13 protein-coding genes and 1 pseudogene are annotated in these 15,083 nt (G+C 29.8%); 3 read left to right on the top strand and 11 right to left on the bottom strand.

Going from position 1 to position 15,083, the window contains the following annotated elements; all coding sequences use genetic code 11:
- Positions 1-8: 8 nt before the first annotated feature.
- Genes flgK through CAMP5060_RS03190 form a run of 3 tightly spaced genes read left to right on the top strand, consistent with a single transcriptional unit; the run spans position 9 to position 3,324 of the window.
- Positions 9-1,838: a flagellar hook-associated protein FlgK gene (gene flgK / locus CAMP5060_RS03200; protein WP_214099933.1), complete on the top strand. Its 1,830-nt coding sequence runs from the start codon at positions 9-11 to the stop codon at positions 1,836-1,838.
- Positions 1,838-2,587 carry a TIGR02757 family protein gene (locus CAMP5060_RS03195; protein ID WP_337217895.1) on the top strand — a complete coding sequence of 250 codons (750 nt, stop codon included), beginning with the start codon at positions 1,838-1,840 and terminating at the stop codon, positions 2,585-2,587. Before flgK ends, CAMP5060_RS03195 begins: the two co-directional genes overlap by 1 nt.
- The gene (locus CAMP5060_RS03190; RefSeq protein ID WP_214125882.1) at positions 2,572-3,324 is read left to right on the top strand and encodes a TSUP family transporter; all 753 of its coding nucleotides are present in this window, start codon (positions 2,572-2,574) and stop codon (positions 3,322-3,324) included. The genes CAMP5060_RS03195 and CAMP5060_RS03190 overlap by 16 nt, the downstream gene beginning before the upstream one ends.
- On the opposite strand, the gene CAMP5060_RS03185 is transcribed toward CAMP5060_RS03190, so the two are convergent.
- The 11 genes and pseudogenes from CAMP5060_RS03185 to CAMP5060_RS03135 form a co-directional block, all read right to left on the bottom strand.
- Positions 3,321-4,481, bottom strand: coding sequence for a type II secretion system F family protein (locus CAMP5060_RS03185; protein WP_214099930.1), 1,161 nt, complete (start codon positions 4,479-4,481; stop codon positions 3,321-3,323). The two genes, CAMP5060_RS03190 and CAMP5060_RS03185, sit on opposite strands and share 4 nt — an antisense overlap.
- On the bottom strand, positions 4,478-5,992 hold the full coding sequence (locus tag CAMP5060_RS03180; protein ID WP_214099929.1) for a GspE/PulE family protein: 1,515 nt from the start codon (positions 5,990-5,992) through the stop codon (positions 4,478-4,480). Before CAMP5060_RS03180 ends, CAMP5060_RS03185 begins: the two co-directional genes overlap by 4 nt.
- Positions 5,985-6,314: a hypothetical protein gene (locus tag CAMP5060_RS03175; protein WP_087700443.1), complete on the bottom strand. Its 330-nt coding sequence runs from the start codon at positions 6,312-6,314 to the stop codon at positions 5,985-5,987. Before CAMP5060_RS03175 ends, CAMP5060_RS03180 begins: the two co-directional genes overlap by 8 nt.
- Positions 6,295-7,685 (bottom strand): annotated as a pseudogene (gene mshL, locus CAMP5060_RS03170) (pilus (MSHA type) biogenesis protein MshL). Before mshL ends, CAMP5060_RS03175 begins: the two are co-directional and overlap by 20 nt.
- Positions 7,657-7,962: a hypothetical protein gene (locus tag CAMP5060_RS03165; RefSeq protein ID WP_337217894.1), complete on the bottom strand. Its 306-nt coding sequence runs from the start codon at positions 7,960-7,962 to the stop codon at positions 7,657-7,659. The pseudogene mshL and the gene CAMP5060_RS03165 overlap by 29 nt, the downstream one beginning before the upstream one ends.
- A gap of 21 nt (positions 7,963-7,983) precedes the next feature.
- Positions 7,984-11,538 (bottom strand): pyruvate:ferredoxin (flavodoxin) oxidoreductase, encoded by a 3,555-nt coding sequence (gene nifJ, locus CAMP5060_RS03160; RefSeq protein ID WP_087700438.1) that lies wholly within the window; start codon positions 11,536-11,538, stop codon positions 7,984-7,986.
- A 116-nt stretch (positions 11,539-11,654) separates the two neighbouring features.
- A complete protein-coding gene (locus CAMP5060_RS03155) occupies positions 11,655-12,296 on the bottom strand; it encodes an HAD family hydrolase (protein WP_261544984.1) in 642 nt (213 codons plus the stop codon).
- 6 nt (positions 12,297-12,302) lie between these two features.
- Positions 12,303-13,289 (bottom strand): OmpA family protein, encoded by a 987-nt coding sequence (locus CAMP5060_RS03150; protein ID WP_337217893.1) that lies wholly within the window; start codon positions 13,287-13,289, stop codon positions 12,303-12,305.
- Positions 13,290-13,535: 246 nt separating this feature from the next.
- Positions 13,536-13,925, bottom strand: a complete 390-nt coding sequence (rpsI, locus tag CAMP5060_RS03145) for a 30S ribosomal protein S9 (protein ID WP_039617655.1) — start codon at positions 13,923-13,925, stop codon at positions 13,536-13,538.
- 2 nt (positions 13,926-13,927) lie between these two features.
- Positions 13,928-14,353: a 50S ribosomal protein L13 gene (rplM, locus tag CAMP5060_RS03140; protein WP_039617653.1), complete on the bottom strand. Its 426-nt coding sequence runs from the start codon at positions 14,351-14,353 to the stop codon at positions 13,928-13,930.
- Positions 14,354-14,431: 78 nt separating this feature from the next.
- Positions 14,432-14,953: a hypothetical protein gene (locus CAMP5060_RS03135; protein WP_337217892.1), complete on the bottom strand. Its 522-nt coding sequence runs from the start codon at positions 14,951-14,953 to the stop codon at positions 14,432-14,434.
- Positions 14,954-15,083 lie beyond the last annotated feature (130 nt).

Raw genomic sequence — 15,083 nt, 5'->3', positions numbered from 1 at the left:
GTTAAGTCATGGGAATTTTTGATAGCTTATATACAGGAGTTAGCGGTATTAGAGCTGCTGAACTTCAAATTAACACAACAGGTAATAATATCTCTAATGCAAATGCGGTGTTTTATACTAGACAAAGAGCTGTGCAAAGTTCGGGCATGTCTCTTGATAGAGGTGGCTTACACCTAGGAACAGGTACGCAAATTGATACTATTAAAAGATTACATGATGAGCATTCTTATTATGAGTTAAAAAACGCTACCACCCAGCAAAACTATACAAATTACTTAGGACAAATTTTACAAGAAGCAAGCCAAAGATTTCCTGATATGCAAGGAACTGGTATTTTACAAGATTATAAAAACTACTATGATGCGTGGAATAACTTTGCTTCTAATCCAAGTGATGGAGCAAGTAAAATAGATCTTGTTAATAGCGCAAATACATTAACTCAAAACATACAAAAAACCTTACAAGATCTTAATAAAATGCAACAAACTGTCAATGAGCAAATCAAACAAACTGTAGATGAAATTAACAACATTGGTCAAGAAATTGCAAATATTAACAAACAACTTGAAAATGAAGAAGTTTTACCTACCGATAATGCAAATCAATTAAGAGATAAAAGAGATGAGCTTGAACTTAGACTTTCAAAATTAGTCAATGCAGTAGCTTGGAAAGGAACAAGCTCTCAAGATAGCACTTTAGAATCTACCATGACTGATTCTGGAAGATACTATGATTTAAGCATTCAAGGCTTTAGTATAGTCAATGGCTCTAGCTTTCACCCTTTAAAACTAGACAATAACAACCCTAATGGTTTTTATCAAATTTATTATGAAGTAAATGATGAAAACCGCTATGATTTAACAAGCAAAATTTCAGGCGGACAGCTTGGAGCTCAACTTGATCTTAGAGGTAGAAATTACGATGGTAATCATGATACTTATAGCGATGGAAAATTACAAGAGTATAAAGATATGCTCAATACCTTTACAAAAACACTTATAACTCAAACTAATAATGTCTATGCTCAAGCAGCTACAGATAGAGTCAATTCAGATGATTTAAAAGGTTTAAAACCTGATACTTCTTTAATGAGTTATGACAAAAATATTCAAGCAGGAAGCTTTGACATTACAATTTATGATGAAAAAGGTAATGCAGTAGCCACAAGAACTATAAAAATTGATGTTAATACTACTATAGAAGATGTCGTCAAACAAATCAATGCAGATATAGATGATAACAAAGATGGTGTTGGTGGTAATGATTTAAATGATTATTTTCAAGCTTTTTATCATTATGATGGACAAAGTGATAGTGGAAATTTCCAAATCAATGGCTTAAAAAAAGGTTATAAAATAGCTTTTAAAGACAATGGCACAAATTTCCCAGGTGCTTTAAATGTATCTTCATTTTTTAATGGTCAAGATGCAAGCAATATCAATGTAAATTCAAGCATTAGAAATGACCCAAATAGCCTAAAAGCAAGCTCAAATGGAGTTGACGGGAATAATGATGTAGCAAATGCTATGTTACAACTTCAAAATCAAAAAGTAAATTTTTATAATAAAGATGGTACAGTAGATACTATGACTTTAGATGGATATTATAGAAAATTTACAGGTCAAATTGCTTCAGATGCTGAAAGTAATAGCTTTGCACATGCAACTAATATGACAGTATTTAATACAGCTTATGCAGAATATCAATCAAAAAGTGGTGTAAATACTAATGAAGAATTAGCAGCACTCATACAATATCAAGCAAGTTATGGCGCTGCAGCTAAAATCGTAACCACCGTTGATCAAATGCTTGAAACCTTGCTTGGTTTAAAATCTTAATGCAAATTAAAGCTCTTTTAGATGAAGTAATTTTAAACAAAAACACTCAAAAAGAGCTTTTTTCTCATCCTGATCCTTTGCAAATTGCAAGTGTTTATAAAGATGAAAATATAGCCTTGCTTTGTGCTTTATTTGCTTATGGAAATGCTAAAAATATTGTAAGTTTTTTAAATAAACTTGATTTTTCCTTGCTTGAAAGAAATGATGAAGTTATTAAAAAAGAATGTAAAAATCTAAAATACCGCTTTCAAAACTCTCAAGATATAGCTCAAATTTTCATCACACTCAAACGCTTAAAAAATGAAGATAGCATAGAAAATATTTTTACCAAGGCTTATCAAAAAGATCAAGATATCACGCATGCAATAAAAACTTTCATAGAAACAATTTATAAACTTAATCCTTATAAAAGTTATGGTTATGAGTTTTTCTTTTCGAAAGAATTTCGCATTCCAAAAAGTCCTTTAAAAAGATACAATATGTATCTTAGGTGGATGGTGAGAAAAGATGAGTTAGATTTAGGTTTGTTTAAAAATATAGACAAAAAAGACTTACTCATACCCCTAGATACCCACACTCATAAAGTTTCATTAAAACTTAAGCTTTTAAAGCGTAAGATTTATGATTTTAAAAGTGTTTTAGAACTTACGCAAAATCTTAAAAAATTTGATCCACAAGATCCTATAAAATATGATTTTGCTCTTTATAGAATTGGACAAAACAAGGAAAGCTTATGGAGCTTGAATTAACTTATTATGTGATTTTATTTTTTGTTGCAGCTTTTGCAGGTTGTGTTGATGCGATTGTAGGTGGTGGTGGACTTATTACCATACCTGCTTTATTTGCTTGTGGAATTCCTCCTCATTTAGCCCTAGCTACTAATAAACTCCAAAGCACTTTTGGCTCACTCACTGCAGTTTTAGCTTATAGAAAATCTATGCATATAGAGAAGATAGCTTTAGGAATTTTATTTACTGCTATTGGTGCAGCCATTGGAACTTATGCGGTTTTATTAATAGATCAAAATGCTGTCAAAATCATTGTATTAATTTGTCTTATTTTGATCTTTTTATATACTATTTTCAAACCTGATTTAGGCCATGTACATAATAAAGCTAAAATGAGCACCACAAGTTTTCAAATCACTTTTGGTTTATTACTTGGCTTTTACGATGGCTTTTTAGGACCTGGAACAGGGTCTTTTTGGATTTTTGCTTGCGTGATATTTCTTGGTTTTAGTATGAAAAATGCAAGCATTAATACCAAAATATTAAATTTCACTAGCAATATAGTAGCCTTAGGAGTATTTTTATACTCTTATGAGGTACTTTGGAAAGTTGGTATTTTAATGGGTATAGGCCAAATTTTAGGGGCTTTTATAGGCTCAAAACTAGTCTTAAAAACACAAGGAACTTTTATCAAAAAACTCTTTTTAACTATGGTTGCTTTAACTATAGCCAAGGTTGCTTATGATTATCTTGCTTAAATTCCTTGACTAATTTGCCACATAGGTAAAAACACACCCAAGGCTAAAACTAAAATCAAACTCGCCATAAAAATTGTCATTAAAGGTTCTAAAATAACCAAAAGTCTTTGGGTGTAATTTTCTTTTTTATATTCATAAAATAAAGCAAGCTCATAAGTACTTTCATCTAACCTAGAGCTTTTTAAAGCTAAATTTAACATTCTTATCACAAAAGGATCAAAAAGCTTTATTTCGAAAAAAGCTTGAGCTAAATCAAGTCCTGATTCAAATGAAGTCTTTACAATAAGCATTTTATTTTTAAAGAATTGATTTTCTATACCTTCACAAGCAAGCTCAAAAGCTCTTTTTATATCCACCCCTGCTTTTAATAAATACGAAAAAATCAAGAAAAAACAAAATTTATCTTGATAAAATATTATTTTTCCAAAAACAGGAAAATGAAAAAGAATTTTATGAAAAAACAAAGATTTTCTAAAAGAATATAAAAGTATTATAAAAATTCCTGCGCTCAATAAAATAAATACATAAAAATGTTTAAAAAAATCTCCTACAATAAAAAGAATTTGAGTAATTTTTGGCAAATCTAATTCAAGCTGCAAAAATAAAGTTTTAAATTCAGGCAAAACCAAAATCATCAGCACAAAAAAAGCTAAAATAATACATATAAAAACGAAAAGCGGATAAGTTATAGCCTTTTTAAACTGCTTAAAACTATGAAGGTTTTTTTCTTTTAATTCAATGATAATCTCAAAAGCCTTATATAAATCCTCCTTACCATCGCAAATTTTTAAAATAGCGCATTCTCTAGAATTTAAAATATCTCTAAAAACTTCATTATAAGAACTTCCATTTTTGAGTTTATTATAAATTACACTAAATATCTTGGTTATACGCATATCATAATTTGATCTTGCAAACTCTAAAATAGCCTCTTGCAAGCTTAATCCCGCTTTTAAAACCATATATAAATCTTTAAGGATAAAAATAAGCTCTTCTTCTTTAATTTTATGTTTTATTACTCCAAAATACTCTTCAACACTAATAATATTTTCAAATGATTTTTGCGCAAGATTTCTAGCTTCATATAAATTTTTAGCTTTAATTATACATTGTTTTTGTTCTTGATTTAAAATGTAAAAAATTATAAATTTTTTCAAAAACTAATCTTTCTTAACTCATCTATACTTGTTAAACCAAGCTTAACTTTTTCCAAAGCATCCATGCCTAAAGTTAAAAAACCTTTTTTTAAAGCATAAGTTAAAATATTTTCATAATTTGCATTATTTTCTATCATACTTTTTAAATTGCGATCTAAAAATAAAAACTCAGCCACCATTAAACGCCCTTTATATCCACTATACATACACTTAGAGCAACCTTTTGCTTTATAAAGTTTTCCTTCAAAAACTTGATTTTGAAAATGAAATTTTTCATCACTAGCTTCTTTACATTCGCATAGCTTTCTTACCAAGCGTTGGGCTATGATCAAATTAAACGCATAAGCTATTAAATATTCTTTTGCACCCATGTGCTTCATTCTAAAAATAGCTTCTATAGCACCATTAGTATGCAAGGTACTCAAAACTAAATGTCCACTTAAAGAAGCTTTTAAAACTATATCCAAACTCTCATCATCTCTAATTTCACCTACCATAATCACATCAGGATCTTGCCTTAAAACCGCTCTTAAAGCTTTATGAAAATCAAAGCCGGTTTTAGAATTTAACAAAATTTGCTGAGCATGTTTAAGTTTGTATTCTATAGGATCTTCCAGAGTAATAATTTTTTTATTTTGATCAATCTCGCTTAAAATAGCATGCATAAAAGTGCTTTTACCACTTCCTGTTGGTCCACAAAATAAAATCAAACCATAGGGTGCATTCATATATGTTTTTAACGAATTTAAATTTTCTTCTTTAATAAAAAGTCTATCAAGTTTTAAAACATGCTCATCTTGTTTCAAAATCCTAAGCACTGCACTTTGTCCAAACAACAAAGGCATGATTGAAACTCTAAAATCATATTTTTGCTCTAAAATAATCTTAGAAAAACTCCCATCTTGAGCTTGTCTTTGCTCAGCTACATTAAGCAAGGCAATGATTTTTATATGCATTAATAAAGCCTGATAAGAACCTGCATCAAGACTATGGATATATTTTAATTCTCCATCTATTCTAAATCTTATCAAAACTTCATTTTCCAAAGGCTCCAAATGAATATCACTTGCTCTTAAAAAACAAGCATAAGTTAAAATTAAATTCAAAAACTGCTCTAATAAAAACTCATCTTTATTTTCATCACTTGTCAAATTAAGCTCTAATTTATCAAGATAGTTTTGAAAACAAATTAAAAATTTAATTCTTTCTAACAAGAATTTAAATTGTGTAAAGTCACAAAGAAAAATTTTAATCATCTTTAGGCGGTATAAATTTTGTATTTTTTCTAAAATATTCTCATCTAAAGGTTTAGAAGAAGCTATATGAATATTTTCATCATCTTCATAAAAACAAAAAATGTTATATTGCTCTATTAAAGAAAAAGGTAAAACATGAAGATACTTTTCTATTTTAAGAGATTGATCTAAATCTAAAATTTCTAATTTATACTCTAAAGCCAATTCTTGTAAAGTAAATTTATCTAAAGTTTTTATTGCTTTTGTGTCATTCAAAATAACTTCCTAAAAGTTTTTCATACTCTTCTTTAGCTCTTAAAGCATCTTCATGTTTTCCAAGTTTTAATTTAGCATTAATAAAAACCAGCCATGCTTCTTTTTCTAACAACTCAAATTCATTTGCCTCAACAGCCCAAAAGATAGCCTTTTGATAATCTTTGATTTGATAGAAATACTTAGCTAAATTTAAAGCATTTTCATAACTTGGGTGATTAATAAATTTTTCATAGAATACATTTTGCTCAAAACTTTCATTTTGAATATTTATTGCATTTAAAAAAGACAAACAAATTAAAAAATTAAAACATATCATCTTCATGTTCAAAACCTAATTCTTTTAAACTTAATACTTTTTTATCAGCTCTTATTAGACTTGGCTTGATAATAAAAACTATTTCGCTAATATCTTCTAAATTTTGCTTTCCTTGAAATAATACTCCAAAAAGCGGTATTTTAGATAAAGCACTTACTTCATTATGATTACTAATCGTATTTTTACTAATCAATCCACCTAAAATTAAAGTTTGTCCATCATCAACTTCAACTACAGTAGAAAGCTTTTTTTGTATGGTATCTGGTGCTATATTTCTTGGTTTATTTTGCCTATAATTATCAACACTATATTTAAAATCACTCAAACTAGGATTAATTCTAAGCATAATTTTGTGATCATCTGAAATTTCAGGCAAAATATTTAGTAAAATTCCTACAAAAATAGAATAATTATTATAAGTTTCACTAATGGTCGTACCATTTTCAGTACCCTTAGAACTTTCTTTTACTTGATAATTAATCGTATCGCCTATGGATATAATAGCTTGTTGATTATTAAGTGCCATGAGCTTGGGATTTGAAAGCACAGTGGTTTTGCCATTTTCTTGTAATAAATTTAAAATAGCCTTAGTTTCAACATTGGCTTTAAGATTGATATTTCTAACACCACCTTTATTGATTATAAAATCATTATCATCACCATTAAGTTTAAAAGCGAGCTCTTGCCAGTTAATCCCGCTTGAATGGCTTTTATTTAAATGCACTGCAACTATACTTACATCAATTAAAACTTGCTTTTTAAGTCTTTTATTTAAATCTTTTAAATATTTTTCAACTCTTGCAAGCTCATACAAAGTAGCATTTAAAGTAATAATCCCTGCATTAGTATTAACAATAGGCTTAGTTGTATTTTATCTAATAAAGCTTGTATTTCTTCTGAAATTTTTTCCCAAAAATCAAATTTATCTGTGCTAATAACTAGATTATCTGCTTCTTTGGTACTATCATAATCACCTTGTTTAGGTCTTGAATCCACTGAAGCTTTAGTAATACTTTGTCCTTCTCTAATAGAGCTTATATAATGCACTTTAAAAGTTTTAACTTGTCTTCCATAAATTTTTAAAATATTTTTTTCATACTCATAAGCAAGATTATTTTCCTTTAATAAAAGTTTAAAAATTTCTCTTAAAGACATTTTTCTTATGTGTAAATAATTTTGAGTATGATTTAACTTTTCTCTAGCTAATAAATCTTTTATTATAATGCTAAAACCACATTCTCTACCAAGTTCATTTAAAATTTCAATCAAAGAAGTTTTATTTTCTACGCTTATATCAAAAAAGCGTTGATGACACTGTGAAGCAAAAACATTTGTAAAAGTTAAAATACTAATAAATAAAAATATTATTTTTTTCATACAATTTTAAAACCATGATTTTTTCTTCCTTTATCAATATAACTTGAGAATTTTTTATCTCAACAATTTTAAAACCTTCAATATCATCATTTAAAGCATACCATTTATCATTAATCTTAACTTTATTAGAAACAATAGCTTGCAAAGAAAAATCAGATTTTATATTTGTAGTTTTTTGAAAAAAAGGATCTTGAACCAAAGAAAAATCAATATCATTACAGCTTTGATTCAAAAATGGGTACTTAGCGCCAAAAGCACTAAGTACCCATAAACTCACAAGTAAAAATCGAAGCAAATTTTAGTTTTCATTACTAAAGTCAGCACTTGCTAAGCGTTTAAGTTGTCTATAACGGCGTTGTGCTTCTGCTTTATTTTTTTCAAACAATTCTTTTGCTTGCTCAGGATTTGATTTTTTAAGTGAACTATAACGTACTTCATTCATTAAAAAGCTTTCATATAAATCCCAATCAGGCTCTTTAGAAGAAATTGTTAAAGGATTTTTACCTTCAGCTTCTAAACGCGGATCATAAATATAAGTTGGCCAATATCCACATTTTGTAGCAAGTTCTGCTTGATTTCCTGAATTTCCAAGTCCACCTTTAATACCATGAGCTATACAAGGAGAATAAGCGATAATCAAAGAAGGCCCATCATAAGCTTCTGCTGCTATTATTGCTTTTAACAATTGCGCATAATTTGCATTAGAATTTACTTGAGCTACAAAAATATAACCATAAGTCATAGCAATTTGACCTAGATCTTTTTTCTGTACTGGCTTACCTGCTGCAGCAAACTGCGCTACTGAACCTGTTCTTGAAGATTTTGAACTTTGACCACCTGTATTTGAATAAACTTCAGTATCAAGCACTAAAATGTTAACATTTTCACCACTTGCTAAAACATGATCAAGCCCACCATAACCTATATCATAAGCCCAACCATCACCACCAAAAATCCAATGTGATTTTTTACTCAAATAGCTTTTAAGCTCCAAAATATCATTTACAGTTTTAATCTGTTTATTTTCTTCTAATAATGGAACTAATTTATCTCTTAGTTCTAAAGAAGCTTTAGAATCTTCTTTATTTGCAATCCATTCTTTATATAATGCAGAAAGTGCATTAGGAACTTCTTGCATACTTTCACTCATGATTTGCTCTATTTTATGTCTTGTTGTTTCAGTTGCTATTTTCATACCAAGACCAAATTCAGCATTATCTTCAAATAAAGAATTACCCCAAGCAGGCCCATGACCATTTTTATTACTTTTTCTATATGGAGTTGAAGGAGCTGAACCACCATAAATAGAACTACAACCCGTTGCATTAGCAATAATCATTCTTTCACCAAATAATCTAGTAATTAAAGTGATATAAGGAGTTTCCCCGCACCCTGGACATGCACCATGGAATTCAAATAAAGGTTGTGCAAATTGAATACCTTTTGCATTTTCTCTATTTAAGATATTATCTTTATAGCTTACTTTTTTGAATAAATAATCTGCATTTTCTTGCTCACCATGATCAAGCTCTTCGCCTAGTGGCACCATTACTAAAGATTTTTCTTTAGTAGGACACTCATGCACACAAAGCTCACAACCTGTACAATCAAGTGGTGAAACTTGAATTTTGAAATTTAATTTTTGCTCTTTTACACCTTTTGCATTTAAGCTATGTTCTTTTACACCTACTGGAGCTTTTTCTAATTCTTTTTCATCTATTAAAAATGGTCTAATAACTGCATGTGGACATACTGAAGCACATTGATTACACTGAATACAATTAGTTTCTATCCATCTTGGCACCATAACACCAACGCCTCTTTTTTCATACTCAGTAGTACCATGCTCAAAACTACCATCTTCATAGCCCAAAAATGCCGAAACTGGTAAATCATCACCCTTAGCCGCATTCATAGGTTTTGCGATTTTTTCAACAAACTCAGTGCCTTTATAAGCTATAGTTTCTTCTTTTGCTTCATCGGCTAAATTTACCCAAGAAGGATCAATATCAACTTTTACAAGTCCATCTGCACCTACATCAATAGCTTTATAATTCATCTCAACTATAGCATCACCTTTTTTGCTATATGATTTATAAGCTAATTCTTTCATATATTTTTGTGCATCTTCAAAAGGAATGATATTAGCAAGCTTGAAAAACGCTGATTGCATAATTGTATTTGTTCTACTACCTAGTCCTATTTCCCTAGCAAGTTTTGTAGCATTAATGATATAAAAATTAATTTCTTTTTGCGCCAAAACTCTTTTTACTGCATTTGGAATTTTTTTAATAGTCTCTTGCGCACTCCAAATACTATTTAAAAGGAAAGTTCCACCTTTTCTAATACCTGCTAAAACATCATAAATTTCTAAATATGCAGCCACTGAACACGCTACAAAATGCGGTGTAGAAACTAAATAAGTTGAAGTGATAGGTTTTTTAGAAAATCTTAAATGGCTTCTTGTATAACCACCTGATTTTTTAGAATCATATGCAAAATAAGCTTGTGCATAAAAGTCTGTTTTATCCCCTATAATTTTAATAGAGTTTTTATTTGCTCCTACAGTACCATCAGCACCAAGTCCATAGAATAAGCACTCTATAGTACTTTCATCGCCTAAAGAAATTTTTTCTCCCACAGGCAATGAAGTAAAGGTTACATCATCATTAATTCCTATAGTAAAACCATCTTTTGGATTTGCTTGATTTAGATTTTCAAAAACTGCTATTAACTGAGCAGGATCAACATCTTTTGAAGAAAGCCCGTATCTACCACCAACGATTAAAGGTGCTTTTTCTTTTCCATAATATGCACTTTTTAAATCCAAATAAAGTGGCTCACCTAAACTTCCTGGCTCTTTAGTTCTATCTAAAACAGCTATTTTTTCAACACTTTGAGGCATTACATCAAATAAATATTTTAAACTAAACGGTCTATATAAATGAACTTTTAAAACCCCTACTTTTTCGCCTTTACTGTTTAGATGATCTACAACTTCTTTTAAAGCTTCGGTTACTGAACCCATTGCTACTACAATGCGTGTTGCATTTTTATCCCCATAATACACAAAAGGCTTGTATTCCCTTCCTGTGATTTTTGAAATTTCTTGCATATATTCATTAACAATATCAGGAATAGCTTCATAGTATTTATTTGCCAACTCTCTTGTTTGAAAATAAATATCATCATTTTGAGCCGTGCCTCTTGTTTTTGGATTTTCTGGATTTAGACAGGAATTTCTGAATTCTAACAAAGCCTCACGGTCAAGCAAACGATCAAAATGCGCATAATCCATTACTTCGATTTTTTGAATTTCATGGCTTGTTCTAAAACCATCAAAAAAATGCATAAAAGGCACTCTACCTTTAATAGCTGCTAGATGCGCAACACCTGCTAAATCCATACTTTCTTGCACAGAGTGTGAACAAAGCATAGCAAAGCCTGTTTGTCTTGCAGCATAAACATCTTGATGATCTCCAAAAATAGATAATGCTTGAGAAGCTAAAGCCCTAGCTGCCACATGGATAACCCCAGGTAAAAGCTGACCTGCGATTTTATACATATTTGGTATTTTTAATAAAAGCCCTTGAGATGCTGTATAGGTAGTAGTTAAAGCGCCTGCTTGTAAAGAACCATGAACTGTCCCTGCTGCTCCTGCTTCACTTTGCATTTCTACAACTTTAACCGGTACTCCAAAAAGATTTTTTTTACCCTGAGAAGCCCATATGTCAGTATAATCTGCCATAGGAGAGCTTGGGGTAATAGGATAAATTCCAGCAACCTCTGTGAATGCATAGGCAGCATAAGCTGCCGCTTCGTTACCATCCATCGTTTTCATTATTTTACTCATTTAATTATCCTTATAATTAAAATAATTACTTAAAATCAATAGCTACTTTATCTTTAATTATCTTAAACAATGATAAAAAATTTTTATATTTAGATATATAAAGCTTGAATGTGAAGTTATCGGATATTTTTTATATGTTTTATAGCCTCATAGGTGTTTTCAAAAAGTGGAATTTTAAATTTAGCTAAGCTTTCTCTGCTTTCATAACCACTACTTACTGCTATGGGTTTAATACCTGCATTACAAGCTGCTTGAATATCTAAATGAGTATCTCCGATCATAAATGCATTTTCTTTGCTTTTAGATAATTTTTCTAAAGCTAATAAAATAGGTTCAGCATTTGGTTTTGGGTAAGTCACATCATCTCTACCTATGATAACTTTAAAGTATTTTCCTATACCCAAATGATCAAGCAAAGGTTTGGAAAATTTAGAGCTTTTAGTTGTTACAACAGCTAAATCAGCAAATAAACTAGCCTCGCATACACTTTCTTTTGCCAAAGAAAGCAAAGAAGTTTGTTCTATATAGATTTTTTGATATACACTTCTATAAGCATTAATATACTCACTTGTTTTTTCTTTTGGCACTCCAAGTTTTTCAAAAGCTACATCTAAAGGAAAGCCTATTAAAGCTTTAATGGCTTCATGATCTCTTAAAGGCTCACCAAAAGCTTTAAAAGCAGCATCGAAACCATCTAAAATGGCACTTGTAGAGTCTATCAAAGTGCCATCTAAGTCAAATAAAATCGTCTTTTTCAACAAAGCTTATTCTTTAATGAAAAATTTTGCTTCCACACGTCTATTTTGCGCACGGCCTTCTTTAGTATCATTGCTTGCTTTTGGCTTATCAAAACCATAGCCTTTAGTTGCAATTTTTTCTTTAGTGACACCTATTTTTTCAAGTTCTTTTGCAACCGCTTTAGCGCGCTCTAATGATAATTTTTGATTATAAGCTTTAGGGCCTATGTTATCTGTATGACCTTCTAAAATAGTATAATATTGAGGATTTTCCTCTAAAACCTTACCTACTTCTTGAATTTTTTGCGCAAACTCAGGATTTATATCAGTCTGATCAAATCCAAAATGCCCTTCAAGTGCTATTGTTTTTTCACAACCTATATGATCAAGCAAAGCACCTTTTCTTGGTTCTGGACATGATTTATCAATTTGTATTATTTGTGGTTTTTCTTCGATTTGTTTAGTTGTGGTTTGAGAAATTTTTGGAGCTTTATTGCCAAAATAAAAACTCAAACCAACACTAGAAATCAGATTATGCTCACCATTATTGAATTTAATTTGATCTCTTGCTTCAAGTCTTAAAGCCAAATCTTCTCCAAGTGCAAATTTAAAACCCGCACCATATTGAGCAAACATACCACTTTTATTTTCATAAGCTCCATGGCTTAAATACTCATAACCTGTTCCTAACAAACCATATAAATATACATGATTAGCTAAATCAATTCCTTTAATAGCATTTATATAAAACCTTGAAACACTAGTATCTGTGTGTGTATTATCGTTTGGATTATTGTATTTTGCATTATCATAATATTCTAAACCAAGCTCAGCTTGATCTATCCATAAATCATCATAATGATAACCAAATCTTAAACCCACTCCGCCATAATTTTTAAGATCTAAATTTCCTTCTGGTATTGTATAATTAAAAGTTGGAGTGATTTCTATTTTACTAGTGTCAAAAGCAAATAAAGCACTAGCTAAACTAACTAAGCTTATAATTTTTTTCATAAACTATCCTTAAAAATTAAAATAAATGGGATATATTATATAAAAAGAATATTAAAATAAAATAAGCCCCTTTGGGTAAGGGGCTTAAATTTACTACAAAAAGGAGGTTTCCCTGATCGGACTTTGAAATTATAAAAGTTTATTCTAAACAAAAAATCCTTTGATTTTAAACAAAATAAAAATATATAAAAAAATGTGATTTTAAAAATGAAAGAGAGAATGGATCCAAAAAATGGATCCAAAAAATTAACGTTTAGAGAATTGTGGGCTTCTTCTTGCTTTTCTGCGACCGTATTTTTTACGCTCAACAGTTCTGCTATCTCTAGTAAGAAGTCCTTTTGGTTTTAATAATGCTCTAAAATCTGCATCCATAGCAGCTAAAGCTCTTGAAATACCATGTCTTAAAGCTTCAGCTTGAGCGCTGTAGCCACCGCCTAAAGTTGTTGCTTTAATGTCCATAGAAGTTTCTTGTTTAGTTACTAATAAAGGCTGAACTACTTTTAATTTTATAGCTTCATGTCCGCCAAGCCAAGTGTTTAAATCCATACCATTAACGATGATTTTACCACTACCAGCTTTTACCCAAACTTTAGCTACAGCGGTTTTTCTTTTACCTGTTGCGTATGTTGTTGCCATGATTATTTTCCTTTATTAGCAATTTGAGCAGTATGAGGGTGTTCGCTACCTGCATAAATTTTTAATTTTTTAAGCATAGCTCTACCTAGGTTTGTTTTAGGTAGCATACCACGAACTGCTAATTTATATAATTTAACTGGATTTTTTTCTAATAAATCACCAAATTTTTCACTTTTTACGCTTCCAAAATACCCTGAATGTCTGTGGTATAGTTTATCTTCTGCTTTATTTGCACCTGTGAAAACTGCTTTAGAAGCATTGATAATGATCACATAATCTCCACAATCAACATTTGGAGTATAGCAAGGTTTATTTTTACCTCTTAAAATAGTCGCTACTTCTGTTAAAAGACGACCAAAACGCTTTCCTTCAGCGTCTAAAACGATCCATTCGCGTTTTACTTCGTTTGGCTTTGTTATCTTTGTCATCATCTTACCTTTGCCAAAAATTTTTTAAAAATGAGATTATAATTATTTTAGCTTAATTAATACTTAATTTAAGAATATTTAAAGCTTTTGTTGTCCTAAAACCCAAAAATACATATCCATAATTTTCATATCCGGATAATATATATTTTCACTGAATTTTAATTTTATTTTTGGAAATTCAAAGCTACTTTTACATCTATCTATCAAGTCCATAATTCCCATATAACTATCTTCACAATATTGTATCGGTATCTTATTGTTGTTTATATTATACTTTTTTAACCCATTTACAAAAAATCTATCATAAGCAGGGGTGCAGCCAAAAATTCCTAATAAAATTTTTGTGATCAGTGTATTGCTAATTTTATTTTTATTATTTTTATCTTCTTCATTATTCTCATTTTCTTTATTATTTTTATAGAGTAATAATTTTTCTTCTATAATTTCATTTGCTTTGATTATTTGACTCCAATCACGCTTATCCCATAAATTAATATCTAACAGCTCTTTTAGCATTGTTTTATATATTTGATAATCATAATGCAACAAAAAAGAAGAGCCTCTATACATACCCCAACTAGCTAAATAAAAAGATAACATCAAAGAAGCATAATCATAATCTACATCGCCCTTATTGATATAAAAATACCCATAACAATGCTCCCAAGATAAATATCGATGATTATTTATTTTTTTATTTTATTGTGAAAAGATAAAACATTATTACAAA

It is taken from the genome of Campylobacter sp. 1569, assembly GCF_024723675.1.
In the GTDB taxonomy this organism is placed as follows: Bacteria; Campylobacterota; Campylobacteria; order Campylobacterales; family Campylobacteraceae; genus Campylobacter_D; species Campylobacter_D jejuni_C.
This window is presented reverse-complemented; position numbering and strand designations above follow the sequence as displayed.

Excerpts from the sequence above, each read along its gene's own strand:
- flgK (WP_214099933.1), top strand. The coding sequence starts at position 9 with ATGGGAATTTTTGATAGCTTATATACAGGAGTTAGCGGTATTAGAGCT.
- CAMP5060_RS03195 (WP_337217895.1), top strand. The coding sequence starts at position 1,838 with ATGCAAATTAAAGCTCTTTTAGATGAAGTAATTTTAAACAAAAACACT.
- CAMP5060_RS03190 (WP_214125882.1), top strand. The coding sequence starts at position 2,572 with ATGGAGCTTGAATTAACTTATTATGTGATTTTATTTTTTGTTGCAGCT.
- CAMP5060_RS03175 (WP_087700443.1), bottom strand. The coding sequence starts at position 6,314 with ATGAAGATGATATGTTTTAATTTTTTAATTTGTTTGTCTTTTTTAAAT.
- nifJ (WP_087700438.1), bottom strand. The coding sequence starts at position 11,538 with ATGAGTAAAATAATGAAAACGATGGATGGTAACGAAGCGGCAGCTTAT.
- CAMP5060_RS03150 (WP_337217893.1), bottom strand. The coding sequence starts at position 13,289 with ATGAAAAAAATTATAAGCTTAGTTAGTTTAGCTAGTGCTTTATTTGCT.
- rpsI (WP_039617655.1), bottom strand. The coding sequence starts at position 13,925 with ATGGCAACAACATACGCAACAGGTAAAAGAAAAACCGCTGTAGCTAAA.
- rplM (WP_039617653.1), bottom strand. The coding sequence starts at position 14,353 with ATGACAAAGATAACAAAGCCAAACGAAGTAAAACGCGAATGGATCGTT.
- CAMP5060_RS03135 (WP_337217892.1), bottom strand. The coding sequence starts at position 14,953 with ATGTTATCTTTTTATTTAGCTAGTTGGGGTATGTATAGAGGCTCTTCT.